Origin of the sequence: Pseudomonas syringae (assembly GCF_000737245.1) — a bacterium.
GTDB lineage: Bacteria > Pseudomonadota > Gammaproteobacteria > Pseudomonadales > Pseudomonadaceae > Aquipseudomonas > Aquipseudomonas syringae_J.
Genome location: NZ_JPQU01000052.1, coordinates 11,361 through 37,980, shown reverse-complemented (window position 1 = coordinate 37,980; position 26,620 = coordinate 11,361). Strand labels below are relative to the sequence as shown.

The window sequence follows — 26,620 nt, the reverse complement described above, 5'->3', positions numbered from 1 at the left end:
GCCGAGCACCAGCGAGGCACCGAGTGGTGGGGCAAGAGCGCTTTGGTTACTTTCGTCTGGGCCGGCATTCCGGCTTTTCGAAAGTGACCCGCCGTCAGGGCGGAACCCTAAGTAGCCATTACCGCAGGAATGGATATGTACACAAAAGCTGTGTAGATACACATGCTTATCGCGGGTAAGCCACAACAGGATCAGTGTGTCGAGGGATGAGGCAGGGCAGGTTGCTGCTCCACCCCAAAATCAAACGCCCCCAACTGAAACCCTTGCTCATCCACCTGCACCGCCCAGCCTTGCTTGTCCCAGTCACCCAACACAATCCGGCGGGCGGCCTGGTCGCCGATCTGGAGCTTGTGGATCGCAGGGCGGTGGGTGTGGCCGTGGATCAGGGTGCGCACGCCATAGCCCTCCATCACCCTTGGCACTTCCTCAGGGGTGACGTCGACGATGTCATTGGCTTTCATGCGGGTCTGGCTCTGGCTTTCGTTGCGCAGCTTGCGCGCCAGCTTGTGTCGCGTGCGCCTGGGCAGATTGCGCAGGACGAAGAGGGTCACTGGGTTGCGCAAATAACGGCGCATCCGCTGGTAGCCCTCATCTTTGGTACACAGGCTGTCGCCGTGCATCAGCAGCACGGGCTCGCCGTTCAGTTCGACGACACTTGGGTCAGGCAGCAAAGTGCAGCCCGCCGCTTTACAGAACGCACGGCCAATCATGAAGTCGCGATTACCATGCATCAGGAATATTGAGGTGCCGCTGTCGCTCAGTTCACGCAGAGCCTCGCAGATCGAGCGCTGGAAGGGCGACATTGCGTCGTCGCCAATCCATACCTCGAAAAAATCCCCGAGGATATACAGCGCCTGGGCATCGCGGGCCCGGCCCGCGATCAGATCCAGAAACGCCCGGGTAATGTCCGGGCGTTCTTCCTGCAAGTGCAGATCAGAGATCAGCAATATCACTCAATGATCTCGGCTTTCTCGATGATCACGTCTTCAGTCGGTACGTCCTGGTGACCCGACTTGCTGCCGGTGGAGACGCCTTTGATCTTGTCGACTACGTCGGTACCTTCAACGACTTTGCCGAACACTGCATAGCCCCAGCCCTGGGTGGTCTTGGCGCTGTGGTTCAGGAAGCTGTTGTCGCCAACGTTGATGAAGAACTGTGCGGAAGCCGAATGCGGCTCCATGGTGCGAGCCATGGCAACGGTGTATTTGTCGTTCGGCAGGCCGTTGTCAGCTTCGTTCTGGATGCTTGGGCGCTTGTCTTTCTTTTCTTTCATGCCAGGCTCGAAACCGCCGCCCTGGATCATGAAGTTACCGATGACACGGTGGAAAACGGTGTTTTCGTAGTGGCCGGCTTTTACGTATTCTTCGAAGTTCGCAACGGTCAGTGGCGCTTTCTCAGCGTTCAGTTCCAGGACGATGTCGCCGTGGTTGGTGGTCAATTTTACTTTGGACATATCAAAAGTCGCTCTTTTGGCATTCGTGAATGGACGCGTTATAACCCTGACGCGCAGTTTACAGAGGTCGCTACATAATTCTTTCGAGTTTTTACTCGAGGGTTTTCTTACAGGGCGCTGTCGGCCTATTGACAGCTTCGGCTATGATAAGCGCTTTGATTTAGTCGGCCTACCCTGGCCGCGCACTTGTATTGTCCAAGGATCCTATGAGCAAGCCCACTCAAGACCCCGCTGCGAATTCAAAGGCAGGCCCTGCAATTCCTACCAATTTCCTGCGCCCGATTGTCCAGGCCGACCTCGATTCAGGTAAGCACACGAAGATCGTGACCCGCTTTCCGCCTGAGCCAAACGGCTATCTTCACATCGGTCACGCCAAGTCGATCTGCGTGAATTTCGGTCTGGCTCAGGAGTTCGGTGGCGTCACTCATCTGCGTTTCGATGACACCAACCCGGCCAAGGAAGACCAGGAATACATCGACGCCATTGAAAGCGACGTCAAATGGCTGGGCTTCGAGTGGGACGGTGAGGTGCGCTATGCCTCGCAATATTTTGATCAATTGCACGACTGGGCTGTCGAGCTGATCAAGGCCGGCAAAGCTTATGTGGACGATCTGACCCCCGAACAGGCCCGTGAATATCGCGGCACTCTGACCGAGCCGGGCAAGAACAGCCCGTTCCGTGAGCGCGGCGTCGAGGAAAACCTGGACCTGTTCGCTCGCATGAAAGCCGGTGAGTTCGAAGACGGCGCTCGCGTGCTGCGCGCCAAGATCGACATGGCTTCGCCGAACATGAACTTGCGCGACCCGATCCTGTATCGCATTCGTCATGCTCACCACCACCAGACCGGTGACAAATGGTGCATTTATCCGATCTACGACTTCACCCACGGTCAGTCGGACGCCATTGAAGGCATTACCCACTCGATCTGCACCCTGGAATTCGAAAGCCACCGTCCTCTGTACGAATGGTTCCTCGACAACCTGCCGGTACCGTGCAAGCCGCGTCAGTACGAGTTCTCGCGTCTGAACCTGAACTACACCATCACCAGCAAGCGCAAGCTCAAGCAACTGGTGGATGAGAAGCACGTATTCGGTTGGGATGACCCGCGCATGTCGACCCTCTCGGGCTTCCGCCGCCGTGGTTACACACCGAAGTCGATCCGTAACTTCTGCGAAATGATCGGCACCAATCGTTCCGATGGCGTGGTGGATTTCGGCATGCTGGAATTCAGCATCCGCGACGACCTTGACCACAGCGCCCCACGCGCCATGTGTGTCCTGCGTCCGCTGAAAGTCGTGATCACCAACTACCCGGAAGGTCAGGTCGAAAACCTGGAGCTGCCGCGGCACCCGAAAGAAGACCTGGGCGTGCGTAACCTGCCGTTCTCCCGGGAAATCTATATCGACCGCGACGACTACATGGAAGAGCCGCCAAAAGGCTACAAGCGTCTTGAGCCAAACGGCGAAGTTCGCCTGCGTGGCAGCTACGTGATCCGTGCCGACGAAGCGATCAAGGATGCCGACGGCAACATCGTCGAGCTGCGTTGCTCCTACGATCCAGACACCCTTGGCAAGAACCCTGAAGGCCGCAAGGTCAAAGGCGTCGTGCACTGGGTGCCTGCGGCTGAAAGCGTTGAATGCGAAGTGCGTCTGTATGATCGTCTGTTCCGTTCGCCGAACCCGGAAAAAACCGAAGACGGTGCGACCTTCCTGGACAACATCAATCCGGACTCCCTGCAAGTGCTGACCGGTTGTCGTGCGGAACCTTCATTGGGGCAAGCGCAACCGGAAGACCGTTTCCAGTTCGAACGCGAAGGTTATTTCTGCGCGGACATCAAGGACTCGAAACCTGGTCAACCAGTCTTCAACCGGACTGTAACGCTACGAGATTCGTGGTCTTAAGGAGCCTAAGTGCTTTCGATCTACAACACGCTCACCAAGAGCAAAGAAGTCTTCAAGCCGCTGGATGGCAACAAGGTGCGTATGTACGTCTGCGGGATGACCGTTTACGACTACTGCCACCTGGGCCACGGGCGCAGCATGGTGGCGTTCGACCTGGTGACCCGCTGGCTGCGTTTCAGCGGTTACGATTTGACGTATGTGCGCAACATCACCGATATCGACGACAAGATCATCAATCGTGCCCGTGAAAACGGCGAATCCTTTGATGCTCTGACGGCGCGCATGATCGACGCGATGCATGAGGACGAGGCGCGCCTCAACATCCTCAAGCCGGACATGGAGCCGCGTGCCACCGACTACATCGACGGCATGCATGCCATGATCCAGACCCTGATTGACAAGGGTTATGCCTATGCTCCCGGCAATGGCGACGTGTACTACCGCGTTGGCAAGTTCCTCGGCTACGGCAAGCTGTCGCGCAAGAAGATCGAAGACCTGCGCATCGGTGCCCGTATCGAAGTGGAAGAAGCCAAGGACGATCCGCTGGATTTCGTACTGTGGAAAGGCGTCAAGCCGGGCGAGCCGAGCTGGGAATCGCCATGGGGCGCAGGGCGTCCGGGCTGGCATATCGAATGCTCGGTGATGTCCACCTGCTGCCTGGGTGAAACGTTCGATATTCATGGCGGCGGCAGTGATCTTGAATTCCCGCACCATGAAAACGAAATCGCCCAGAGCGAAGCCGCGACAGGCAAGACCTACGCCAATGCCTGGCTGCACTGCGGCATGATTCGCATCAATGGCGAGAAGATGTCCAAGTCCTTGAACAACTTCTTCACCATTCGTGACGTGCTGGAGAAATACTCAGCGGAAGTGGTGCGCTACTTGTTGGTATCCAGCCATTACCGCAGCGCTATCAACTACTCCGAAGACAGCCTGAAAGAGTCCAAGAGTGCGCTGGAGCGTTTCTACCACGCACTTCGCGGCTTGCCGGTTGCCGAGCCTTCGGGTGGCGAAGCCTTCGTCGAGCGTTTCTCCGCAGCCATGAACGACGACTTCGGTACGCCGGAAGCGTGCGCGGTGCTGTTCGAGATGGTTCGCGAGATTAACCGCCTGCGTGACACCGACCTGCCGTCTGCAGCCGGTCTGGCGGCACGTTTGAAGCAGCTGGCAAGTGTCCTGGGTGTCTTGCAGCTTGAAGCCGACGACTTTTTGCAGTCACGTGCTGAAGGGCGGGTCGATGCCTCAGAGGTCGAAGCGTTGATCCAGGCGCGACTGGCGGCTCGTGCAGCCAAAGACTGGGCCGAATCCGACCGCATCCGCGACCAGATCACCGCCATGGGCGTGGTGCTGGAAGATGGCAAGGGCGGTACGACCTGGCGCTTGGCGGATTGATTCGCTGAAAGGTCCTTGATCTGTAGGAGCCAACTTGTTGGCGAGGGCAGCATGTCAGACGACAAGTGTCTGTTGGCAATGCCCACGCCTCGCGAACAAGTTCGCTCCTGCAATGTCCACCTCAGCCGGTTTGTGCGACCAGATCACGGGTCAGGTGGTTGCAGCCTCTAACCCCGTCTTTCCCGCAACCGCTTATAAAGGGTATTGCGGCTCACACCCAGATGCTTGGCCAGTTGCGAGATATTGCCTCCGACTGCCTGCAGCATTTCAGTCAAATCCTCCCCAGCGTGCATAGCCCGTTTGCGGCTGAGCGCGGCCACCGTTTGAACATCCTCTGATTCCATCTGCAGATCAGCGAAAAAGTCATCCGGCAAATGCTCCGGACCGATCATTTCATCACCTGCCAACGCCAGTGCTACCTGAATCACATTACTGAGTTGGCGCAAATTGCCCGGCCAGGGGTGGCGATCGAACAACTCCAGCACCTCAGGCAAAAAACCCATGTTTTGCTGCGCTTCGCGATGCTGCTCCCAGATGCGCTGGACCAGCGCGGCCTTGTCGGTGCGCTGCCGCAGGGCAGGGAGTTCCAGGTTTAGCCCGCTGATCCGGTAATACAGATCCTGCCGAAAATGACCGGCCTGAACATCGTCACGCAAGTTTCTATTGGTTGCGGAAATCAGGCGGACGTCCACCGGATGCAGTTCGCTGCTGCCCAACGGTTGCACGCAGCGCTCTTGCAGCACGCGTAACAGTCGCGCCTGAACCGGAAGTGGCATATCACCGATTTCATCGAGGAACAGCGTGCCTTTATCGGCCTTGCGAATCAGGCCGATGCTGCCTTTGTGATGAGCCCCGGTAAATGCGCCTTTTTCGTAGCCGAACAATTCCGATTCCACCAGCTCAGCGGGGATTGCCGCGCAGTTGACCGCAATCAGTGGTCGGTCTGACCTGGAGCTGGCGTTGTGCAGCGCTTTGACGAAGACCTCTTTGCCGACTCCGGTTTCGCCGTGGATCAACAGCGCGATGTTCTTTTCCAGCAGCCGTTCGGCCTGAAGCACAGCCTTTTCGACTTTGGCATCACCAAGGCTGATCCCGTTGAGCGCGACCGGACCATGGCTGGCATCCGCTTTCAGCGGGGGCAGGCCGTGAATCCGCACTGGCTTGCGTTGTGGTCGACGCAGCAGGCCATGAAAACGATTGTGCCCGGCGGCCTGCAGCGCGAAGGGCTGGCTCTCGGTTTGATCAAATACCTGGCGAGCCAGGGTGTTGAAAATCTGTTCGATGTTTTTCCCCATCAAGCTCAGCCCCGACAACCTGGTCCCTGACCAGCTACCGCTCAGCAAATTATCAGCGCGACGGTTGGCGCTGACGATAAAACCGCTTTCATCGAGGATCAGCAGGCCAGCCCATTGACTGTCCAGGTTGTTCAGCCCGGTGTTGAAAGTCAGCTGAAAGTGCGTGTCCTGAAACTGATCAAGGATCAGCCGGTTCTCCACCGACTGGCTCATCATCTTCACCATCCCCAAAGTGTGGGAAGGCGGCAGGAAGCTATCGCTGGACACGTCCAGTACCGCGATCATACGGCGGGCGGCATCAAAAATCGGCGCTGCCGAGCCGGTCATGAAGCGGTTGGCCTTGAGAAAATGTTCGTTGTGTTCGATGTGTACCGCTTGCTCACAGGCCAGAGCAGTGCCGATGGCATTGGTCCCGGTACCGCGCTCGACCCAACTGGCTCCGGCCAGAAAGCCCTGATTGCAAGACGGTTCGATGAAGCGCTGTGTCCCCCATGACTTGAGCAGTTGGCCCTGATTGTCGGCCAGCAGAATCAGGCAGTTGGAGTTGCTAAGAATATTTTCGTAGAACGGCAATACCTGCTGATGGGTGGTTTGCACCAACGCTTGATGACGTTCCAGCAACTGGTTGACCTGATCCACCGGCAACTGGCCGAAAGAAGGCGGGCTTTGGTGACTCAAGCCGAAATCCCGGCAGCGGGACCATGAGTCTCTGATGATGGTGTCGTGAGCTGCATTGGCCATGTTGGCTGGGTCCCGAGTGCGTTTTTTATATTTTTTGTTGGGTCAGGGTTACATCTGGCACGGACGTCCAAGCCCGTGGCGTCCATGCAGTGTTACTCAGGACTGTTCAAAGTCAATGTTCAAAGTGTTCATCTGTTCAGCATTTTCTGTTCATTAATGTTCAGCAATGAATGCAAGAAAACGTGGTTTTTAGCGCGCAAGGCTCTGGTCTGGGCTTTAGCCGGGTTTGGCATGATTGTCGCTATCTGGAAGAAGCATTTGCGCACCCCCTGAATAAGAAACGAAAAAAAAGGGCAAGCCATGTCTCTAACACTGGAACACGTCAATCGCGCCGTCGACGGTCATACCTGGATCGATGATGCATCTCTTAGCTTCGAGCCCGGATCGTTCAATGTGTTGCTCGGCCGCACCCTGTCTGGCAAGACCAGCCTGATGCGACTGATGGCTGGACTGGATAAGCCCGACAGTGGCCGGATCCTGATGAACGGCAAGGACGTGACTCAGATCGCCGTGCGGCATCGCAACGTGTCGATGGTTTATCAGCAGTTCATCAACTACCCCAGCATGACGGTATTCGAGAATATCGCGTCGCCACTGCGCCAGGCCGGTGCCTCCCGCGAGGTTATCCAGAGCAAAGTGCTGGAAACGGCAAAAATGCTGCGCATTGAGAAATTCCTCACGCGCTACCCGCTGGAGCTGTCTGGTGGCCAACAGCAACGCACGGCCATGGCGCGAGCGCTGGTCAAGGATGCCGAGCTGATTCTGTTTGATGAGCCGCTGGTCAACCTCGACTACAAGCTGCGCGAAGAACTGCGTCAGGAGATGCGCGAGCTGTTCCAAGTGCGCCATACCATCGCCATCTATGCCACAACCGAGCCCAATGAGGCGCTGGCGCTGGGTGGCACCACCACGGTATTGCATGAAGGGCGGGTGATTCAGAGCGGGCGCACGCCCGAGGTCTATCACCAGCCGAAAAGCGTGCTGGCGGCAGAGTTGTTCTCCGAGCCGCCGATCAATTTGATGCCCGGCCGCATTCAGGGCAGCGAAGTCAGTTTTGCTAATTTTGTGCATTTCCCCCTCAACGTTGATCTGCGCAGGATTGGCGATGGCGATTACCGTTTTGGCGTGCGCCCCAGCCATTTGAGTCTGGTGCCTTCGAACGATGATGATCTTGAGCTGGCGGTGACCGTGGAACTGGCGGAAATCAGCGGCTCAGAGACGTTTCTGCATGTGCGAAACGAGCATTTTCAGTTGGTGCTGCATCTTCCCGGGGTGCACGCCTACGATGTCGATGCATCGATCCGCGTGTATATCCCGACTCATAAATTGTTCGTGTTTGATGAGCAAGGTCGCCTGATTCAGGCGCCCGGCTTGCGTATGGCGAGGGTTGCCTGATGGCTGAGATTCGACTGCAAAACCTCGCACACAGCTATAGCAAGCATCCGAATGGCCCCGAGGATTACGCGATTCGTGAGATGAGTCATATCTGGGAGCAGGGCGGGGCGTATGCACTGCTGGGGCCTTCCGGGTGTGGCAAATCAACTTTGCTGAACGTCATTTCCGGTTTGCTGAGCCCTTCGGAAGGTCAGGTGATGTTCGACTCCAAGGTGGTCAATACGCTTTCTCCAGAGCAGCGCAACATCGCTCAGGTTTTCCAGTTTCCGGTGGTCTACGACACCATGACGGTGTACGACAATCTTGCATTTCCGCTGCGCAATCAGGGCATGGACGAGAAAAGGATTCAAACCAAGGTAAATGAAATTGCCGACGTGCTGGACCTGCAACCCTTGTTGAAGAAGAAGGCCCGCAACCTCACCGCTGACGAAAAGCAGAAGGTCTCGATGGGCCGTGGCTTGGTGCGCGATGACGTGTCGGCGATTCTGTTCGATGAACCACTGACCGTGATCGACCCCCACCTGAAGTGGAAGCTGCGGCGTAAGCTCAAGCAGATCCACGAGCAATTCAACATCACCATGGTCTATGTCACCCACGATCAGCTGGAGGCGTCGACCTTCGCTGACAAGATCGCAGTGATGTACGGCGGCGCGATTGTTCAGTTCGGTACGCCGCGGGAACTGTTCGAAAAGCCTCGGCATACCTTTGTCGGTTACTTCATCGGTAGCCCCGGAATGAACCTGATTGAGGTGGTTCCACAGGCGGGAGGCGTGGGCTTTGGCGACGTCCATTTGCCGCTCCCGGCCGCGATGCAGCAGCGCATCAGCGAGAAAACCTGGAGCAGTCTGAAAATCGGCATTCGGCCCGAGTTTGTGCATGTCTGGGATGGTCCGGTGGACGATGCACTGTGCGCCGAGGTGAGCCATGTCGAGGACTTGGGCACCTACAAGATTCTGAATCTGCACCTGGCCGGACACGCTCTGAAAGTCAGGCTCGCGGAAGACAAGCCAGTCCCCGAAGGGCAAGCCTGGATCAGTTTCCCGGGCCAATGGCTGATGGTCTACGCGGATGATTACTTGCTGGAGTCAGGCCATGAATAAGGTTCAGAACAACAAGGCGTGGTGGCTGGTGCTGCCGGTTTTCCTGCTGGTGGCCTTCAGCGCCATCATCCCGATGATGACCGTGGTCAACTATTCGGTGCAGGACATCTTCGACCAGTCCAGCCGCTACTTCGTCGGCACCGACTGGTTCCGGCAGGTCTTGCAGGACCCACGTCTGCACGACTCGCTGCTACGCCAATTCATCTATTCCGCGTGTGTACTGCTGATCGAGATTCCGTTGGGGATCGCTATCGCGTTATGCATGCCGAGCAAGGGGCGCTGGTCCACGGTCTGCCTGATCGTCATGACCATTCCGCTGCTGATTCCGTTTAACGTCGTCGGCACCATCTGGCAGATCTTCGGCCGGGGCGATATTGGTTTGCTGGGTTACACGCTGAACAACGTCCTGGGCATCAGTTACAACTATGCGGCCAACGCATCAGACGCCTGGGTGACGGTGTTGATCATTGATGTCTGGCATTGGACGTCGCTGGTTGCGCTGCTTTGCTACTCAGGCTTGCGTGCGATTCCGGACGTCTATTACCAGGCGGCGCGTATTGATCGGGCCTCCAGCTGGGCGGTGTTCCGACACATCCAACTGCCGAAAATGAAGAGCGTGTTGCTGATCGCCGTGATGCTGCGCTTCATGGACAGTTTCATGATTTACACCGAACCGTTCGTGCTGACGGGCGGTGGGCCAGGCAACTCCACCACCTTCCTTAGTCAGACCCTGACCACCATGGCGCTCGGCCAATTCGACCTGGGCCCGGCGGCGGCATTCTCGTTGGTTTATTTCCTGATAATTCTGCTGGTGTCGTGGGTGTTCTACACCGCCATGACCCATAGCGAAAAGAACTGAGGAGGCGGACATGGACCTGCGCAAAGTCATACCGCTGTGGATTTACCTGCTGTTTTTGCTGGTGCCGATCTATTGGTTGGTGAACATGTCGTTCAAGACCAACACTGAAATTCTGGGCGGCCTGACGCTCTGGCCTCAGGATTTCACCCTGGCCAATTACAAGGTGATTTTCACCGACGAGAGCTGGTATAGCGGCTACATTAATTCTCTGTACTACGTTTGCCTCAATACCGTGATCTCACTGAGCGTGGCGTTGCCAGCGGCTTATGCGTTTTCCCGTTATCGTTTTCTGGGCGACAAGCACCTGTTCTTCTGGTTGCTGACCAATCGCATGGCACCGCCTGCGGTTTTCCTGCTGCCATTCTTCCAGCTGTATTCGTCCATCGGCCTGTTCGATACCCATATCGCAGTAGCGCTGGCTCATTGCCTGTTCAACGTGCCATTGGCTGTGTGGATTCTTGAGGGGTTCATGTCGGGTGTGCCCAAGGAAATTGATGAAACGGCTTACATCGACGGTTATAGCTTTCCGAAGTTTTTCGCGAAGATATTTGTTCCGCTGATTGGCTCGGGTATTGGCGTGACGGCGTTCTTCTGCTTCATGTTTTCCTGGGTTGAACTACTGCTGGCTCGCACTTTGACGTCGGTAAACGCCAAGCCGATTGCGGCAGTAATGACGCGGACAGTGTCGGCATCAGGCATTGATTGGGGTGTCCTGGCGGCGGCGGGGGTGTTGACCATCCTGCCTGGCATGCTGGTGATCTGGTTCGTTCGTAACCATGTGGTCAAGGGCTTTGCCCTTGGTCGGGTCTGAGGAGTCGAAAATGGAGTGGATGTCCTGGACACTGCCAACCGCGATCTTCTTCGGCAGCATTGCTTTGCTGTTGGCAGGGATGACGGTATGGGAATTGCGCTCGGCCAGCCTTGAGCGGCGAGGTTTTCTGCCGATTGCCACCACTCGTGGCGACCGATTGTTCATTGGGCTGCTGGGTAGCGCTTATCTGCATCTGTTGGTGATCGGCGCAACCGACTGGAATATCTGGGTCGCTTCAGGGATTTCTCTGGTGTGGCTCTTGGTTGTGATGCGTTGGGGGTAGAGAGCGGATCAGCGCTAATGCCAGGCTGATTCGATAGGTGGTATTCGAAGCGGGATTACATAAGAAACAACACTGGAGGTGTCTATGTTCAATAAGAAAAACAAGCTGCGACATAGCGTGACGCTGGCAACAATGGTGATGCTCAGCGGATTGAGCGTTTCGGCATGGGCGGATCAGTACGAAGATGCAGCCAAGAAGTGGGCGGCCAGCGAGTTCAAGCCGAGCACGCTTTCCGATGCCGAACAATTGAAAGAGCTGGAGTGGTTCATCAAGGCCGCCGAGCCGTTTCGCGGCATGGACATCAAGGTGGTTTCCGAAACCTTGACCACTCACGAGTACGAATCGAAAACGCTGGCGAAAGCCTTCACCGAAATTACTGGCATCAAAGTCACCCATGACTTGCTGCAGGAAGGTGACGTAATTGAAAAGCTGCAGACCGCCATGCAGTCGGACAAAAGCATTTATGACGGTTGGGTGAATGACTCCGACTTGATCGGTACCCACTTCCGTTATGGCAAGGCGCTGTCGCTGACCGACCTGATGGCAAGCCCGGAAGGCAGCAAGGTCACTTCGCCGACGCTGGATTTGAAAGATTTCATTGGCACCTCGTTCACTACTGCGCCGGACGGCAAGCTGTATCAACTGCCGGATCAGCAATTCGCCAACCTTTACTGGTTCCGCGCTGACTGGTTTGATCGCGCAGACCTGAAGGAGAAGTTCAAGGCCAAGTACGGCTACGAGCTGGGCGTACCTGTCAACTGGTCGGCTTATGAAGACATCGCCAAGTTTTTCAGCGAAGACGTGAAGGAAATCGACGGCAAGAAAGTCTACGGACACATGGACTACGGCAAGAAAGATCCATCGCTGGGCTGGCGCTTCACTGATGCTTGGTTCTCCATGGCGGGAAGCGGCGACAAGGGGCTGCCTAACGGTTTGCCGGTGGACGAATGGGGTATTCGCGTAGAGGACTGCCATCCGGTGGGTTCCAGCATTACGCGTGGCGGCGACACCAACGGCCCGGCGGCAGTGTTTGCGACCCAGAAGTACATCGACTGGCTCAAAGCCTACGCTCCGCCGGAAGCCGCGGGTATGACGTTCTCCGAGTCTGGGCCGGTGCCTTCGCAGGGTAACGTTGCTCAGCAGATTTTCTGGTACACCGCCTTCACCGCAGACATGACCAAAGCGGGCCTGCCGGTGATGAATGCCGATGGCACGCCGAAATGGCGTATGGCGCCTTCGCCAAAAGGCCCGTACTGGAAAGAAGGCATGAAGCTTGGCTATCAGGATGTGGGTTCCTGGACCTTTCTCAAGGCTTCCGACGAGAAAAAACGTCTCGCTGCCTGGCTCTATGCGCAGTTTGTAACGTCGAAAAGCGTCTCGTTGAAGAAAACCATCGTAGGCCTGACGCCAATTCGTGAATCAGACATCAACTCTAAAGAAATGACCGCCTTGGCGCCCAAGCTGGGTGGTCTGGTGGAGTTCTATCGCAGCCCTGCCCGCGTTCAGTGGTCGCCCACCGGGACCAACGTGCCGGACTATCCGAAACTTGCGCAGTTGTGGTGGAGTCATGTTGCCGAAGCTGTAACCGGCGAGAAAACGGCACAACAGGCACTGGACGGTCTGGCCAAGGATCAGGATGCGATCATGACGCGTATCGAGCGCTCCAAGGTTCAGGGCGCCAGCAAGTGCGCGCCTATAATGAATCCGGAAACCACGGCGGAAGCGTGGTACACCAAAGCTGAGCAGAGTGGTGGCAAGTTCCTGGCCCCACAACGCAAGCTGGCCAACGAAAAACCGAAGGGCGAAACCATCGCCTATTCAGACTTGCTGAAGAGCTGGGAGGCAGCCAAGAAGTAAGGCCGCTATGCAATGAAAAACGGCACCCCTCGGGGTGCCGTTTTCATTTATCCCGTAACCCGGCTATCAGCCGTGCAGGGTTTCTGCTGCGTACAGCGTGTTTTCCAGCAAGCAGGCACGTGTCATCGGGCCAACGCCGCCGGGGACGGGGGTAATCCAGCCAGCGCGGGGCAGGGCGGTGTCGTACACCACGTCACCCACCAGCTTGCCGTCGTCCTGACGGTTGATGCCGACGTCAATCACGATAGCGCCTTCCTTGATCCACTCGCCTTTGACGAGGCCCGGCTTGCCGGCGGCTACTACCACCAGATCAGCACGGCCCACGTGGCCCGCAAGATCCTTGGTGAAGCGATGGGTCACAGTCACAGTGCAGCCAGCCAGCAACAGCTCCATGGCCATCGGACGACCAACGATGTTGGACGCGCCAACTACCACGGCGTCCATTCCGTAGAGGTCCACGCCGGTGCTTTCCAGCAGGGTCATGATGCCCTTGGGTGTGCATGGGCGCAGCAACGGAATCCGCTGGGCCAGACGGCCGACGTTATAAGGATGGAAACCGTCCACGTCCTTGTCCGGGCGAATACGCTCCAGCAACAGTGATGCATCCAGGTGTTCGGGCAGGGGCAATTGCAGCAGTACGCCGTCGATGTTCGCATCGTCATTGAGGCGATCGATCAGTTCGGTCAGTTCCACCTGAGAGGTCTGCGCGGGCAGATCGTAGGCTTGCGAGACGAAGCCGACTTCCTCGCAGTCCTTGCGCTTGTGCGATACATAGACCTGGGAGGCGGGGTCGCTGCCCACCAGAATCACTGCGAGGCCGGGCGTACGCAGGCCTTGCTCGCGACGTTCGGCGACACGTTTGGCGATCTGCTGGCGCAGGCTGGCTGCGATCGCTTTGCCGTCGATTAGTTTTGCAGTCATTACGCGTGATTAACCATCGAAAGGGATCGGAAAAGAGCGCGCATTCTCGCATGTCATCGCCCTCGGGCAAAGGCGCTTGGTCTGCATATTCACCTAACCCCTTTATCTAACTGAATTTTTTTCTAAAAAAGAGTTGACGACCTTAAGGGGCGTCTATAAGATTCGTCGCACTTGTCGGGCACAGCCCAGCACTGGTTAAGCTAGCACTGGTTGTTAGAGTGATAAGTCACGCAGGGTTGAAGGTTAGCTCGGAGTGATTGAAAGCCTTTAATTTGTAATCGTTAAAGAATGCAGATTATATAAGTGCCCGTAGCTCAGCTGGATAGAGCATCCGCCTTCTAAGCGGATGGTCGCAGGTTCGAGTCCTGCCGGGTGCGCCATTAAAGGCAGCTTTGGCAAGTACAAGTTAGATGTCACGGTTACATGCAATATGGTGGGCGTAGCTCAGTTGGTAGAGCACGGGATTGTGACTCCCGTTGTCGAGGGTTCGATCCCCTTCGTCCACCCCATATTCAGAAAGGCGCCAGGTTAAAAATCTGGCGCCTTTGCTTTAAAGATTGACTGCGGATGTGGTGGAATTGGTAGACACACTGGATTTAGGTTCCAGCGCCGCAAGGTGTGAGAGTTCGAGTCTCTCCGTCCGCACCAAGAAATAAGCGTTATTACTGGTGAGCCGGTTATAGCGCGAAAAGAAAAGCCGCCTAGTGCGGCTTTTTTTGTTTCAGGATTATTGTTTTGCGTCTCGCGAGCTGGCCAGCGTTGCTGCCGTCGGTCGTGCGGGACGTGTTTCGCGGAGCGGAATCAACGCCCAGGCCGGGTCCATGATGCTTAATGCAGGGCCATGCCAGACGCGTTTCGGGCAGATGAACGCAACCACGGTTGTCATTCGCTGACCGTTTGATTCCCTTCTCTTTATTTGCCCTTTTTCAGTAGGGTGACTTCTTGAGTTCGACCCACTAGAATGCATGCCCTTGATTCTGGGGTCGGAAACGGCCGGCTAACGTCTGTGCAACGAGGAATATCCATGCAAGTTTCTGTTGAAAATACTTCCGCTCTTGAGCGCCGCATGACCATTGGCGTGCCAGCTGAGCGCATCGAGACTGAAGTCAACAAGCGTCTGCAGCAGACCGCACGTAAAGCCAAGATCCCGGGCTTCCGCCCAGGCAAAGTGCCTATGAGCGTGATCCGCCAGCGTTATGAAGATGGCGCGCGTCAGGAAGCGCTGGGTGATTTGATCCAGGCTACCTTTTACGAAGCAGTGGTTGAGCAAAAGCTGAACCCGGCTGGCGCACCAGCTGTAGAGCCTAAGTCCTTTGAAAAAGGCAAAGATCTGGAATACGTCGCAACTTTCGAAGTATTCCCTGAGTTTACCGTTGCCGGTTTCGATTCCATCACTGTTGAGCGTCTTTCTGCAGACGTGGCTGATGCTGATCTGGACAACATGCTGGAAATCCTGCGCAAGCAGAACGTTCGCTTCGAAGTGGCCGATCGCGCTGCCCAGAACGAAGATCAGCTGAACATCGATTTCGTCGGCAAGGTTGATGGCGAAGTGTTCGCTGGCGGTTCCGCCACTGGCACCCAGCTCGTACTGGGCTCCGGTCGCATGATTCCAGGCTTCGAAGATGGTCTGGTTGGCGCCAAGCCAGGTGAAGAGCGTGTTCTGAATCTGACTTTCCCGGAAGACTATCAGAACCTCGAACTGGCTGGTAAAGCCGCCGAGTTCACCGTGACCGTCAATACCGTTTCCGAGCCTAAGCTGCCTGAGCTGAACGAAGAGTTCTTCAAGCAGTTCGGTATCAAGGAAACCGGCATTGAAGGCTTCCGCACCGAAGTTCGCAAGAACATGGAGCGCGAGCTGCGCCAGGCCATCAAATCCAAGGTCAAGAATCAGGTAATGGACGGCTTGCTGGCCTCCAACCCGATCGAAGTGCCTAAGGCTCTGCTGGAAAACGAAGTAAACCGTCTGCGCGTTCAGGCTGTTCAGCAATTCGGTGGCAACATCAAGCCTGATCAGCTGCCAGCTGAACTGTTCGAAGAGCAAGCCAAGCGTCGCGTTGAGCTGGGTCTGATCGTTGCTGAAGTGGTCAAGCAGTTCGACCTCAAGCCTGATGATACTCGTGTTCGCGAGATGATTCAGGAAATGGCCTCTGCCTACCAGGAGCCAGAGCAGGTCGTGGCTTGGTACTACAAAAACGAGCAGCAAATGAACGAAGTGCGTTCGGTTGTGCTTGAAGAGCAAGTTGTGGATACTGTTTTGCAGAAGGCTAGCGTGACCGAGAAGTCGGTCTCCTACGAAGAAGCGGTCAAGCCGGTAGAAGCTCCACAAGCCGACTGATCTGTTTTCTCGTTCGAAAACACCTACAAGCCAGCCTTCGCGCTGGCTTGTGCGTATTCAAGAAATGACTATTTGGGAGTGAATGCGAGACATGTCCCGCAATTCTTATATTCAGCAGAACTCTGACATCCAGGCCGCTGGCGGCTTGGTCCCGATGGTTATCGAGCAGTCCGCCCGTGGCGAACGCGCCTATGACATCTACTCGCGCCTGCTCAAGGAGCGAGTGATCTTTCTGGTAGGCCCGGTAGAAGACTACATGGCCAACCTGATCTGCGCGCAGCTGCTGTTCCTTGAAGCGGAAAACCCGGACAAGGATATCCATCTCTACATCAACTCACCTGGCGGCTCAGTGACTGCAGGCATGTCGATCTACGACACCATGCAGTTCATCAAGCCCAATGTGTCGACTACCTGTATCGGTCAGGCGTGCAGCATGGGTGCCTTCCTGCTGACAGCGGGTGCGGCTGGCAAGCGTTTCTGCCTGCCGAACTCGCGCGTGATGATTCACCAGCCATTGGGCGGTTTCCAGGGCCAGGCTTCGGACATCGAAATCCATGCCAAGGAAATCCTCTTCATTCGTGAGCGTTTGAACACGCTGATGGCCAAGCATAGCGGCCACACCCTTGAAGAGATCGAGCGTGATACCAACCGCGATAACTTCATGAGTGCTGAAGCCGCGCGTGAGTACGGCCTGATCGATGAAGTCATCACTCAGCGCCCCGCTTAAATAAGCAGCTCAAAATAGGGTTGGTCGGCTCCTCTGATCACTGGCGGGCTTGAAAAAGCCCGCAATAGCCTTCATCTTGTGTTGCAAGCCTATCGGATTTGGATCGAACGAATGACTGACACCCGCAACGGCGAGGACAACGGCAAGCTGCTCTATTGCTCCTTCTGTGGCAAAAGCCAGCATGAAGTACGCAAGTTGATTGCCGGCCCCTCGGTCTTTATTTGCGACGAGTGCGTCGACCTGTGCAATGACATCATCCGCGAGGAGGTGCAGGAAGCACAGGCCGAGAGCAGCGCGCATAAATTGCCTTCGCCTAAAGAAATCAGCGGCATCCTTGATCAGTATGTGATTGGTCAGGAGCGTGCCAAGAAGGTTCTGGCTGTAGCGGTATATAACCACTACAAGCGTCTGAACCAGCGTGACAAAAAGAATGACGACGTCGAACTCGGCAAGAGCAACATTTTGCTGATCGGCCCAACAGGCTCGGGTAAAACCCTGCTTGCCGAAACCCTGGCCCGCTTGCTGAACGTTCCGTTCACCATCGCTGACGCAACCACCCTCACCGAGGCGGGTTACGTAGGTGAGGATGTCGAGAACATCATTCAGAAGCTGCTGCAGAAATGCGATTACGATGTAGAAAAAGCCCAGATGGGTATCGTCTACATCGATGAGATCGACAAGATCTCGCGCAAGTCTGACAACCCGTCGATTACCCGGGATGTTTCCGGTGAAGGCGTGCAGCAGGCCCTGCTCAAGCTGATCGAAGGCACGGTTGCGTCCGTCCCACCTCAAGGTGGTCGCAAGCATCCGCAGCAGGAATTCCTTCAGGTCGACACGCGTAACATCCTGTTCATCTGCGGTGGTGCGTTCTCTGGTCTGGAAAAGGTTATTCAAAACCGTTCCACCAAGGGCGGCATTGGTTTCAACGCAGAAGTGCGGAGCAAGGAAGAAGGCAAGAAGGTCGGCGAGTCCCTGCGTGAAGTCGAGCCTGACGACTTGGTCAAGTTCGGTCTGATCCCGGAGTTCGTGGGTCGTCTGCCGGTTCTGGCGACATTGGACGAGCTGGATGAGGCTGCATTGATGCAGATTCTCACTGAGCCGAAAAATGCCCTGACCAAGCAATATGCCAAGCTGTTCGAAATGGAAGGTGTGGATCTCGAGTTCCGCACTGACGCGCTGAAATCCGTGGCCCGCCGAGCGCTTGAGCGTAAAACCGGTGCCCGTGGATTGCGTTCCATCCTTGAAGGCGTTCTGCTCGACACCATGTATGAAATCCCCTCGCAGTCTGAGGTGAGCAAGGTGGTGATCGACGAAAGCGTTATTGAAGGCACGTCCAAGCCGCTGTTGATCTACGAAAACAGCGAGCCGCCGGTGAAGGCTGCACCTGACGCGTAAGTCATATTGCTGCATGAATGAAATGCTGCGCGAATAGCTGCACGAATAGAAAGGGGCCCTCGGGCCCCTTTTGCATTTCATGCCTCAAGGCTTGTTTTTTCAGGAAACTACCCCCATCTTGGATTCAAGCTCATTCCTGTCCACGGCCACATGGCCGCCGTAGAGGCGAAATCATGAAAACGACCATTGAATTGCCTCTCTTGCCATTGCGCGATGTTGTGGTTTATCCGCACATGGTTATCCCGCTGTTCGTGGGGCGCGAGAAGTCTATCGAAGCCCTTGAGGCGGCGATGACAGGCGACAAGCAGATCCTGTTGCTCGCGCAAAGAAATCCTGCAGACGATGATCCAGGTGAAGACGCTCTTTATAACGTCGGCACCATTGCAACCGTATTGCAGTTGCTCAAATTGCCCGATGGCACCGTCAAGGTGCTGGTCGAAGGTGAACAGCGCGGCTCCGTCGAGCGGTTCATCGAAGTCGACGGTCACTGCCGCGCAGAAGTTGCGTTGATCGATGAGGTCGATGCGCCTGATCGTGAGTCCGAAGTGTTCGTGCGCAGCCTGTTGGCTCAGTTCGAACAATACGTCCAGCTAGGCAAGAAAGTGCCTGCTGAAGTTCTGTCTTCGCTTAACAGCATCGATGAGCCTGGCCGTCTGGTAGACACCATGGCGGCGCACATGGCGCTGAAAATCGAGCAGAAGCAGGAAATCCTCGAAATCATTGATTTGTCGGCCCGGGTCGAGCATGTGCTTGCCTTGCTGGATGCCGAGATTGATTTGCTGCAGGTCGAGAAGCGCATTCGCGGCCGCGTCAAAAAGCAAATGGAGCGCAGTCAGCGTGAGTACTACCTGAATGAGCAGATGAAGGCTATTCAGAAAGAACTCGGCGACGGCGAAGAAGGGCACAACGAAATCGAAGAGCTGAAAAAGCGCATCGATAACGCTGGTCTTCCTAAAGACGCCATGACTAAAGCGACTGCGGAGCTGAACAAGCTCAAACAAATGTCGCCGATGTCTGCTGAAGCGACTGTGGTTCGCTCCTACATTGACTGGCTGGTTCAGGTGCCTTGGAAGGCGCAGAGCAAGGTTCGTCTGGATCTGGCTCGCGCTGAAGACATTCTCGACGCAGACCACTACGGTCTTGAAGAAGTCAAAGAGCGCATCCTCGAATACCTCGCTGTCCAAAAGCGCGTGAAGAAAATTCGCGGCCCGGTTTTGTGTCTGGTGGGCCCGCCGGGCGTGGGTAAAACCTCGCTGGCCGAGTCGATTGCCAACGCTACCAACCGCAAGTTTGTTCGTATGGCCCTGGGTGGCGTGCGTGACGAGGCGGAAATTCGCGGTCACCGCCGGACCTACATCGGTTCGATGCCGGGAAGATTGATTCAAAAGATGACGAAAGTGGGGGTGCGCAACCCGTTGTTCCTGCTTGATGAAATCGACAAGATGGGCAGCGACATGCGTGGCGACCCGGCTTCGGCACTGCTTGAGGTGCTGGATCCGGAGCAGAACCACAACTTCAACGACCATTACCTGGAAGTAGATTACGATCTTTCCGACGTAATGTTCCTGTGCACCGCGAACTCGATGAACATCCCGGCGGCTCTGTTGGACCGGATGGAAGTTATTCGTTTGCCCGGCTACACCGAAGACGAAAAGATCAATATTGCCGTCAAATACCTCACGCCGAAGCAGCTCCAGGCCAATGGTTTGAAAAAAGGCGAGGTCGAGTTCGACGAAGAGGCGATCCGCGACATCGTGCGTTATTACACTCGTGAAGCGGGTGTGCGAAGCCTTGAGCGGCAGATTGCCAAGGTCTGCCGCAAGGCGGTGAAAGAGCATGCGCTGGAGAAACGTTTTGCAATCCGTGTCAGCGCAGAAATGCTCGAGCACTTCCTCGGTGTGCGCAAATTCCGCTACGGCCTGGCCGAGCAGCAGGATCAGATCGGGCAGGTTACCGGTCTTGCATGGACTCAAGTCGGCGGTGAATTGCTGACCATCGAAGCGGCAGTGGTGCCCGGTAAAGGCCAACTGATCAAGACCGGTTCTCTCGGTGATGTGATGGTGGAATCGATCACCGCTGCATTGACGGTGGTCCGCAGTCGCGCCAAAAGCCTGGGAATCCCTCTGGACTTCCATGAGAAGCGTGACACCCACATTCATATGCCGGAAGGGGCAACCCCGAAAGATGGTCCTAGCGCAGGCGTAGGCATGTGCACGGCCCTTGTTTCAGCTCTGACACAGATCCCGGTGCGTGCCGACGTGGCAATGACGGGCGAAATTACCCTGCGGGGACAGGTTCTGGCCATTGGCGGCTTGAAGGAAAAACTGCTCGCGGCACACCGTGGTGGTATCAAGACGGTGATCATTCCTGAGGAAAACGTTCGCGATCTGAAAGAGATTCCTGACAACATCAAAGCAGACCTGCAGATCAAGCCAGTTAAATGGATTGACGAAGTCCTGCAAATTGCGCTGCAATACGCGCCGGAGCCCTTGCCGGATGTGGCTCCCGAGATGGTTGCAAAGGATGAAAAACGCGAGTCTGACTCTAAGGAAAGAATTAGCACGCATTAGTCTGGACTGCCTGCCTTGACAGCTTTTTAGAGCCCTTGTTATAAAGCGGCTCTTCTAAGCGTCTGCAGGCCATTCAGCGCTTGTTTTTGCTACACCAAAAAAACTTAGAAACATACTCAATATAGACATAAGGGGACTTAGAGTGAACAAGTCGGAACTGATTGATGCTATCGCCGCATCCGCTGATATCCCGAAAGCTGCTGCTGGCCGTGCGCTGGACGCAGTAATCGAATCCGTCACTGGCGCTCTGAAGGCTGGCGACTCTGTTGTACTGGTTGGTTTCGGGACCTTCTCCGTTACTGATCGTCCAGCGCGTATCGGTCGTAACCCTCAGACGGGTAAGACGCTTGAAATCGCTGCTGCGAAAAAACCAGGCTTCAAAGCCGGTAAAGCCCTGAAAGAAGCTGTCAACTAAGTTCTCAAAGCCTTTGCCCAACCGAGCAGAATTCATTCTGTGTCGGCAAGCGCAGCGGTGGTGCGGTCGGTTTGAATCCGGCCTGACACACCGGGGTCGCGGTTACCAGCCCCCGTCCGCTTCGCCAGTTACGAGAAGGCGCATCCTCGGATGCGCCTTTCTTCTATCCGCTTTCTACCCACGCTCCGCGGTTGGTTAGTCAGTACAACCGTTTTGGGGGACGCATGCTGCAGAACATCAGGGACAATTCACAAGGCTGGATTGCCAAGACAATCATCGGAATCATCATTGCGTTGATGGCTTTGACGGGTTTCGATGCGATTTTCACCGCCACAAGCACCAGCCAGGACGCCGCCAAGGTCAATGGTGAGGAAATCACCAAGAACGAGTTGAGCCAGGCCGTCGACATGCAACGCCGACAGCTCATGCAGCAACTGGGCAAGGATTTCGATCCTGCCTTGCTGGATGAAAAAATGCTCCGCGACTCGGCCTTGAAAGGTCTGGTCGATCGCAAGCTGCTGCTTCAGGGCGCCAGCGATGCGAAGTTCACGTTCTCCGAAGCTTCGCTGGATCAGCAGATTTTGCAGACACCTGAGTTCCAGGTTGATGGCAAATTCAACGCCGATCGCTTTGATCAGGTCATTCGTCAGTTGGGCTTCACCCGTCTGCAATTCCGCCAGATGCTGGCTCAGGAAATGCTGATCGGTCAGGTTCGTGCCGGTGTAGCGGGCAGTGCCTTTGTTACCGACGCACAGGTTGAAGCGTTCGCCCGTCTGGAAAAACAGACTCGTGACTTCGCTTCGCTGACACTTACCGCTGATCCATCCTCCGTGAAAGTGACCGAGGACGAAATCAAGGCTCACTATGATGAACACGCAAAAGAGTTCATGAGCCCTGAGCAGGTAGTCCTGGATTACATCGAGCTGAAGAAATCCTCTTTCTTCGACAAGGTGCAGGTCAGTGATGAGGATCTGCAGGCGGCGTACCAGAAAGAAATCGCCAATCTTGCCGAGCAGCGCCGCGGCGCGCACATCCTGATCGATGTGAACGACAAGATGACCGATGCCCAGGCCAAGGCGAAGATTGAAGAAATTCAACAACGTCTGGCCAAAGGCGAAGACTTCGCTGCGTTGGCCAAGGAATTTTCCCAGGATCCGGGTTCGGCATCCAAGGGTGGGGACCTGGGTTACGCGGGTAAAGGTGTCTACGATCCGGCATTTGAAGATGCGCTGTATGCGCTGAACAAAGATCAGGTTTCTGCTCCGGTACGCAGCGACTTTGGCTGGCACCTGATCAAGCTGTTGGGCGTGGAAGCACCGTCGGTGCCAACGTTAGCCAGTTTGAAAGGCAAGCTCACTAACGAGCTGAAATCCCAGCAGGTCGAGCAGCGTTTCGTCGAGGCGACCAAGCAGCTTGAAGACTCCGCGTTCGAAGCTTCCGATCTGGCCCAGCCGGCTCAGGAACTGGGTCTGAAGGTCCAGACCAGTGCTCCGTTCGGTCGCGAAGGCGGCGAAGGTCTTACGGCTAACCGCGCAGTCATTCAGGCCGCTTTCAGCCCTGAAGTGCTCGAAGAAGGTTCCAACAGCAATGCGCTGGAACTGGATCCCGAAACGGTCGTCGTGGTGCGCTCCAAAGAGCACCGCATGCCTGAGCAGCTACCACTGGAAGCTGTCGCCACCGCGATTCGCGCGAAGCTGGTCAAGGATCATGCTGCCGATGCAGTGAAGTCCAAGGGCGAAGCGCTGTTGGCTGGCCTGCGTGATGGCAAGATTCCATTGGCGGCGAAGCAGGATGGTCATAGCTGGAACGTCATGGAAGCGGTCACTCGCGGCCAGGAAGGTATCGATCCAGCTGTGCTGCAGGCGCTGTTCCGCATGCCCAAGCCTGAAGGCAAGGACAAGCCGGAGTACACCAGCCTTGCGCTGGCAGACGGCAGCTTCGTGATTGTGCGCCTCAATGGCGTGAACCAGGCGGCAGCACCGACTGACGCCGAGAAGGCTCAGTACCGTCGCTTCCTCGCTTCACGTGAAGGTCAGCAGGATTTCGCTGCTTACCGTGCGCAGCTCGAAAGCAAAGCGAAGATTGAACGCTTCTGATGGTTTGATCGGGTAGTAAAAAAGAAGGCCGCTCATTGAGCGGCCTTTTTTTTGGTGAAAAAAACGGTTCGAGTACATATCCGTTATTGGAGGTTAATTTGATTACGGTTCCGCTCTTACAGCGGGTCACTTTTGGCAAACAGCCGGAATGCCGGCCCAGCCAAATGCAACTAAAAGGCCTTGCCCCGCCACTTGGCACCTCGCTTGGGCTCGGTGTACCCGACCGCAGACCATGAACCGTGGGCCGCCGCAAAGGGCCATCCCTGGCCCAGTGCGGCTAACCCGGCGTCCTGCCGGGTTACCCACGGTTCAACGTCCGCGGTCGGCCGGCGTGGTTTAACGGGGCGCCTAAGATCAAAACCGCGCGAGGCGGCCTGTTTTATGCGGGCATGCCGCGCTATCTTCATCGTTTCATCCATTGCCTTCGCGAATGAATTCGCTCCCACGGGGTGCGCAGTGTGCTTGGCAAACCTCCGTACCTGTGGGAGCCGAGCTTGCTCGCGAAGAACGATAACGCGGTTCACCTGACAGACCAAAGCGCCTATATCGCGGGCAAGCACCGGTCCCACAGGCTCAGTGATCGTTTGTAAAATTCCAAAAAAAAGCCCGTAAATCTCTCGATTCACGGGCTCCAGATACCGCTCTGAAGATTACTCTTCGAGGTTACCCATCGCGGTCGTGTTGAAACCACCATCTACGTACATGATTTCGCCGCTGATGCCGGACGCCAGGTCCGAGCAGAGGAACGCGCCAGCGTTGCCGACTTCATCGATGGTCACGTTGCGGCGCAGAGGAGTCTGCGCTTCGTTGGCGGCCAGCATCTTGCGGAAATTCTTGATACCGGAAGCGGCGAGGGTGCGGATCGGGCCTGCCGATACAGCGTTCACGCGAGTGCCTTCCGGGCCAAGGCTGCCAGCCAGGTAACGTACGCCCGCTTCCAGGCTGGCTTTGGCCATGCCCATCACGTTGTAGTTAGGCATGGTGCGCTCGGCGCCCAGGTACGACAGGGTCAGCAGGCTGCCATTGCGGCCTTTCATCATTTCGCGACCAGCCTTGGCCAGGGCCACGAAGCTGTAGGCGCTGATGTCGTGCGCGATGCGGAAGCCGTCACGGGTGGTGGCTTCGGTGAAGTCGCCATCCAGTTGATCGCCAGGCGCGAAGCCTACGGAGTGAACGATCACGTCCAGGCCGTCCCACTTCTTGCTCAGGTCTTCGAAGACCTTGGCGATTTCTTCGTCGCTTGCTACGTCACAAGGGAAGCACAGCTCAGGGCCCGAGCCCCAGCCAGCGGCGAATTCTTCGACGCGACCTTTGAGTTTGTCGTTCTGATAGGTGAAAGCAAGCTCTGCACCTTCGCGATGCATGGCGGCAGCGATGCCGGATGCGATGGACAGTTTGCTAGCGACACCGACGATCAGGACGCGCTTACCGGCGAGAAAACCCATGTGTTGTTCCTCTTCAGGTTAATCGACAGCCACTGGTGCCAAAAAGGCGGCTTCCAGCAACTGCTGTGTATAAGGATGTTGCGGTGCGGCAAATATGGTTTGCGCGTCACCCTGTTCGACCACTTGGCCTTGCTTGACCACCATCAACTGGTGGCTGAGCGCCTTGACGACAGCCAGGTCATGGCTGATGAACAAATACGTCAGGTTGTACTTGGTTTGCAGTGACCGCAGTAGCTCCACTACCTGGCGCTGAACTGTCCGGTCAAGAGCCGAAGTCGGCTCGTCCAGCAGAATCAGCGCCGGTTTCAATACCAGTGCCCGGGCAATGGCAATTCTCTGCCGCTGCCCACCGGAGAACTCGTGAGGGTAGCGGTGCCGGGTTTCCGGATCCAGCCCTACTTCCCTGAGTGCTTCGATAACGGCCATTTCCTGCTCGTTTGCCGTGCCCATGCGATGAATGCGCAGGCCTTCGCCCACGATTTCACTCACCGACATCCGCGGGCTGAGGCTGCCAAACGGGTCCTGAAATACCACCTGCATCTGCCGGCGCAACGGACGAATCTGTTGCTGAGACAGGCAGTCTAGCGTTTCACCCTGGAAGCGTATGGCCCCCTGGCTACCAATCAGTCGAAGTATCGCCAGACCCAATGTCGATTTGCCCGAGCCGCTTTCGCCGACAATCCCCAGCGTTTGCCCCTTGGGCAGGCTGAAGTTAATCCCGTCCACCGCTTTGACGTGATCGACGGTCTTCTTGAACAGCCCCTTCTTGATCGGAAACCAGACTCGCAGATCGTCCACTTCCAGCAGCGGCGCGCCCGCAGGGTTGGGCGAAGGCCCGCCGCTAGGCTCTGCGCCAAGCAGAACTTTGGTGTACGGATGCTGCGGCGAACGAAACAGTTCGTCACAAGACGCTTGTTCGACGATGCAACCGCGCTGCATGACACATACGCGGTTGGCTATTTGCTTCACAACGTTCAAATCATGGCTGATCAGCAGTAACGCCATGCCCAGCCGCGCCTGAAGATCCTTGAGCAATTCGAGGATTTTCAGCTGGACGGTGACGTCCAGCGCCGTGGTCGGTTCGTCGGCGATTAATAGCTCTGGCTCGTTAGCCAGCGCCATGGCAATCATGACCCGCTGCCGCTGGCCGCCTGAGAGCTCGTGTGGCAGGGCTTTGAGGCGTTTGGCAGGTTCTGGGATGCCTACCATTTCCAGCAGCTCCAGGGTGCGGCGTGTGGCGTCCTTGCCGGTCAGGCCTTTATGCAGGCCCAGCACTTCGTTGATCTGTTTTTCAATGGATTGCAGTGGGTTCAGGGAGGTCATCGGTTCCTGAAAAATCATCGCGATTCGATTGCCGCGAATGCCTTGCAGTTTTTTCTCGCTCAATGTCAGCAAGTCCTGCCCGGCATAGTGGATCGTGCCGCTGGGATGACGGGCGAGGGGGTAGGGCAGCAGGCGCAGGATCGAGTGCGCCGTGACCGATTTGCCGGAACCGCTTTCGCCCACCAACGCCAGGGTTTCGCCACGGCGGATATCAAAGCTGATGCCTTCGACCACCCGCTGGCAACCTTCGCCGGAGACGAACTCGACGGCCAGATCGCGGATCTCGATCAGATTGTCATTGTTCAT

The 26,620-nt window shown here is 56.3% G+C and carries 20 protein-coding genes and 3 tRNA genes; 17 read left to right on the top strand and 6 right to left on the bottom strand.

Annotation, left to right across the window (positions count from 1 at the left end):
* Positions 1-191: 191 nt before the first annotated feature.
* Complete coding sequence (lpxH, locus tag IV01_RS07400; RefSeq protein WP_032630167.1) at positions 192-953, bottom strand: UDP-2,3-diacylglucosamine diphosphatase; 762 nt, start codon at positions 951-953, stop codon at positions 192-194.
* The gene (locus tag IV01_RS07405; RefSeq protein ID WP_032630166.1) at positions 950-1,453 is read right to left on the bottom strand and encodes a peptidylprolyl isomerase; all 504 of its coding nucleotides are present in this window, start codon (positions 1,451-1,453) and stop codon (positions 950-952) included. Before IV01_RS07405 ends, lpxH begins: the two co-directional genes overlap by 4 nt.
* Before the next feature lie 206 nt (positions 1,454-1,659).
* Between IV01_RS07405 and IV01_RS26725 the strand changes: the two genes are divergently transcribed.
* The gene (locus IV01_RS26725) at positions 1,660-3,354 is read left to right on the top strand and encodes a glutamine--tRNA ligase/YqeY domain fusion protein (protein ID WP_032630165.1); all 1,695 of its coding nucleotides are present in this window, start codon (positions 1,660-1,662) and stop codon (positions 3,352-3,354) included.
* A gap of 9 nt (positions 3,355-3,363) precedes the next feature.
* Positions 3,364-4,746, top strand: a complete 1,383-nt coding sequence (gene cysS / locus IV01_RS26720; RefSeq protein ID WP_032630164.1) for a cysteine--tRNA ligase — start codon at positions 3,364-3,366, stop codon at positions 4,744-4,746.
* Positions 4,747-4,913: 167 nt separating this feature from the next.
* On the opposite strand, the gene IV01_RS07420 is transcribed toward cysS, so the two are convergent.
* A complete protein-coding gene (locus IV01_RS07420; RefSeq protein WP_032630163.1) occupies positions 4,914-6,782 on the bottom strand; it encodes a sigma-54-dependent Fis family transcriptional regulator in 1,869 nt (622 codons plus the stop codon).
* Between the two features lie 300 nt (positions 6,783-7,082).
* Between IV01_RS07420 and IV01_RS07430 the strand changes: the two genes are divergently transcribed.
* The 6 genes from IV01_RS07430 to IV01_RS07455 all read left to right on the top strand — a co-directional run bounded on the left by IV01_RS07430 (position 7,083) and on the right by IV01_RS07455 (position 13,087).
* Positions 7,083-8,177 (top strand): ABC transporter ATP-binding protein, encoded by a 1,095-nt coding sequence (locus tag IV01_RS07430; RefSeq protein WP_032630161.1) that lies wholly within the window; start codon positions 7,083-7,085, stop codon positions 8,175-8,177.
* Positions 8,177-9,277: an ABC transporter ATP-binding protein gene (locus IV01_RS07435; RefSeq protein ID WP_032630160.1), complete on the top strand. Its 1,101-nt coding sequence runs from the start codon at positions 8,177-8,179 to the stop codon at positions 9,275-9,277. Before IV01_RS07430 ends, IV01_RS07435 begins: the two co-directional genes overlap by 1 nt.
* Positions 9,270-10,136 carry a carbohydrate ABC transporter permease gene (locus IV01_RS07440; protein ID WP_032630159.1) on the top strand — a complete coding sequence of 289 codons (867 nt, stop codon included), beginning with the start codon at positions 9,270-9,272 and terminating at the stop codon, positions 10,134-10,136. The genes IV01_RS07435 and IV01_RS07440 overlap by 8 nt, the downstream gene beginning before the upstream one ends.
* A gap of 10 nt (positions 10,137-10,146) precedes the next feature.
* Entirely contained in the window at positions 10,147-10,947 is an 801-nt protein-coding gene (locus tag IV01_RS07445) for a carbohydrate ABC transporter permease (protein WP_032630158.1), read from the top strand.
* Positions 10,948-10,957: 10 nt separating this feature from the next.
* On the top strand, positions 10,958-11,230 hold the full coding sequence (locus IV01_RS07450; protein WP_032630157.1) for a DUF2160 domain-containing protein: 273 nt from the start codon (positions 10,958-10,960) through the stop codon (positions 11,228-11,230).
* Positions 11,231-11,314: 84 nt separating this feature from the next.
* The gene (locus IV01_RS07455) at positions 11,315-13,087 is read left to right on the top strand and encodes an ABC transporter substrate-binding protein (protein WP_032630156.1); all 1,773 of its coding nucleotides are present in this window, start codon (positions 11,315-11,317) and stop codon (positions 13,085-13,087) included.
* A 66-nt stretch (positions 13,088-13,153) separates the two neighbouring features.
* On the opposite strand, the gene folD is transcribed toward IV01_RS07455, so the two are convergent.
* Positions 13,154-14,008: a bifunctional methylenetetrahydrofolate dehydrogenase/methenyltetrahydrofolate cyclohydrolase FolD gene (gene folD, locus IV01_RS07460; RefSeq protein WP_032630155.1), complete on the bottom strand. Its 855-nt coding sequence runs from the start codon at positions 14,006-14,008 to the stop codon at positions 13,154-13,156.
* 303 nt (positions 14,009-14,311) lie between these two features.
* On the opposite strand from folD, the gene IV01_RS07465 reads away from it, so the two are divergent.
* From IV01_RS07465 to IV01_RS07505, 9 genes are all read left to right on the top strand, one after another.
* A tRNA-Arg gene (locus IV01_RS07465) sits at positions 14,312-14,388 on the top strand.
* Between the two features lie 53 nt (positions 14,389-14,441).
* Positions 14,442-14,517, top strand: a tRNA-His gene (locus IV01_RS07470).
* A gap of 54 nt (positions 14,518-14,571) precedes the next feature.
* Positions 14,572-14,656, top strand: a tRNA-Leu gene (locus IV01_RS07475).
* Positions 14,657-15,032: 376 nt separating this feature from the next.
* The gene (gene tig / locus IV01_RS07480) at positions 15,033-16,343 is read left to right on the top strand and encodes a trigger factor (protein WP_032630154.1); all 1,311 of its coding nucleotides are present in this window, start codon (positions 15,033-15,035) and stop codon (positions 16,341-16,343) included.
* 91 nt (positions 16,344-16,434) lie between these two features.
* The gene (gene clpP / locus IV01_RS07485; RefSeq protein WP_020288779.1) at positions 16,435-17,070 is read left to right on the top strand and encodes an ATP-dependent Clp endopeptidase proteolytic subunit ClpP; all 636 of its coding nucleotides are present in this window, start codon (positions 16,435-16,437) and stop codon (positions 17,068-17,070) included.
* Between the two features lie 111 nt (positions 17,071-17,181).
* On the top strand, positions 17,182-18,465 hold the full coding sequence (clpX, locus tag IV01_RS07490) for an ATP-dependent Clp protease ATP-binding subunit ClpX (protein ID WP_032630153.1): 1,284 nt from the start codon (positions 17,182-17,184) through the stop codon (positions 18,463-18,465).
* A gap of 173 nt (positions 18,466-18,638) precedes the next feature.
* Entirely contained in the window at positions 18,639-21,035 is a 2,397-nt protein-coding gene (gene lon, locus IV01_RS07495) for an endopeptidase La (protein WP_032630152.1), read from the top strand.
* 142 nt (positions 21,036-21,177) lie between these two features.
* Positions 21,178-21,450, top strand: coding sequence for an HU family DNA-binding protein (locus tag IV01_RS07500; protein WP_002552737.1), 273 nt, complete (start codon positions 21,178-21,180; stop codon positions 21,448-21,450).
* 224 nt (positions 21,451-21,674) lie between these two features.
* Positions 21,675-23,546, top strand: a complete 1,872-nt coding sequence (locus IV01_RS07505; protein WP_032630151.1) for a SurA N-terminal domain-containing protein — start codon at positions 21,675-21,677, stop codon at positions 23,544-23,546.
* 650 nt (positions 23,547-24,196) lie between these two features.
* Here the strand turns inward: IV01_RS07505 and fabI are convergent.
* Entirely contained in the window at positions 24,197-24,991 is a 795-nt protein-coding gene (fabI, locus tag IV01_RS07510) for an enoyl-ACP reductase FabI (protein WP_032630150.1), read from the bottom strand.
* Positions 24,992-25,009: 18 nt separating this feature from the next.
* Positions 25,010-26,620, bottom strand: a complete 1,611-nt coding sequence (locus IV01_RS07515) for an ABC transporter ATP-binding protein (protein ID WP_032630149.1) — start codon at positions 26,618-26,620, stop codon at positions 25,010-25,012.

What these genes read in the sequence shown, in the direction of transcription:
- IV01_RS07405 (WP_032630166.1), bottom strand. Translation starts at nt 1,453, where the DNA reads ATGTCCAAAGTAAAATTGACCACCAACCACGGCGACATCGTCCTGGAA.
- IV01_RS26725 (WP_032630165.1), top strand. Translation starts at nt 1,660, where the DNA reads ATGAGCAAGCCCACTCAAGACCCCGCTGCGAATTCAAAGGCAGGCCCT.
- IV01_RS07420 (WP_032630163.1), bottom strand. Translation starts at nt 6,782, where the DNA reads ATGGCCAATGCAGCTCACGACACCATCATCAGAGACTCATGGTCCCGC.
- IV01_RS07430 (WP_032630161.1), top strand. Translation starts at nt 7,083, where the DNA reads ATGTCTCTAACACTGGAACACGTCAATCGCGCCGTCGACGGTCATACC.
- IV01_RS07435 (WP_032630160.1), top strand. Translation starts at nt 8,177, where the DNA reads ATGGCTGAGATTCGACTGCAAAACCTCGCACACAGCTATAGCAAGCAT.
- IV01_RS07440 (WP_032630159.1), top strand. Translation starts at nt 9,270, where the DNA reads ATGAATAAGGTTCAGAACAACAAGGCGTGGTGGCTGGTGCTGCCGGTT.
- IV01_RS07445 (WP_032630158.1), top strand. Translation starts at nt 10,147, where the DNA reads ATGGACCTGCGCAAAGTCATACCGCTGTGGATTTACCTGCTGTTTTTG.
- IV01_RS07450 (WP_032630157.1), top strand. Translation starts at nt 10,958, where the DNA reads ATGGAGTGGATGTCCTGGACACTGCCAACCGCGATCTTCTTCGGCAGC.
- IV01_RS07455 (WP_032630156.1), top strand. Translation starts at nt 11,315, where the DNA reads ATGTTCAATAAGAAAAACAAGCTGCGACATAGCGTGACGCTGGCAACA.
- folD (WP_032630155.1), bottom strand. Translation starts at nt 14,008, where the DNA reads ATGACTGCAAAACTAATCGACGGCAAAGCGATCGCAGCCAGCCTGCGC.
- tig (WP_032630154.1), top strand. Translation starts at nt 15,033, where the DNA reads ATGCAAGTTTCTGTTGAAAATACTTCCGCTCTTGAGCGCCGCATGACC.
- clpP (WP_020288779.1), top strand. Translation starts at nt 16,435, where the DNA reads ATGTCCCGCAATTCTTATATTCAGCAGAACTCTGACATCCAGGCCGCT.
- clpX (WP_032630153.1), top strand. Translation starts at nt 17,182, where the DNA reads ATGACTGACACCCGCAACGGCGAGGACAACGGCAAGCTGCTCTATTGC.
- lon (WP_032630152.1), top strand. Translation starts at nt 18,639, where the DNA reads ATGAAAACGACCATTGAATTGCCTCTCTTGCCATTGCGCGATGTTGTG.
- IV01_RS07505 (WP_032630151.1), top strand. Translation starts at nt 21,675, where the DNA reads ATGCTGCAGAACATCAGGGACAATTCACAAGGCTGGATTGCCAAGACA.
- fabI (WP_032630150.1), bottom strand. Translation starts at nt 24,991, where the DNA reads ATGGGTTTTCTCGCCGGTAAGCGCGTCCTGATCGTCGGTGTCGCTAGC.
- IV01_RS07515 (WP_032630149.1), bottom strand. Translation starts at nt 26,620, where the DNA reads ATGAACAATGACAATCTGATCGAGATCCGCGATCTGGCCGTCGAGTTC.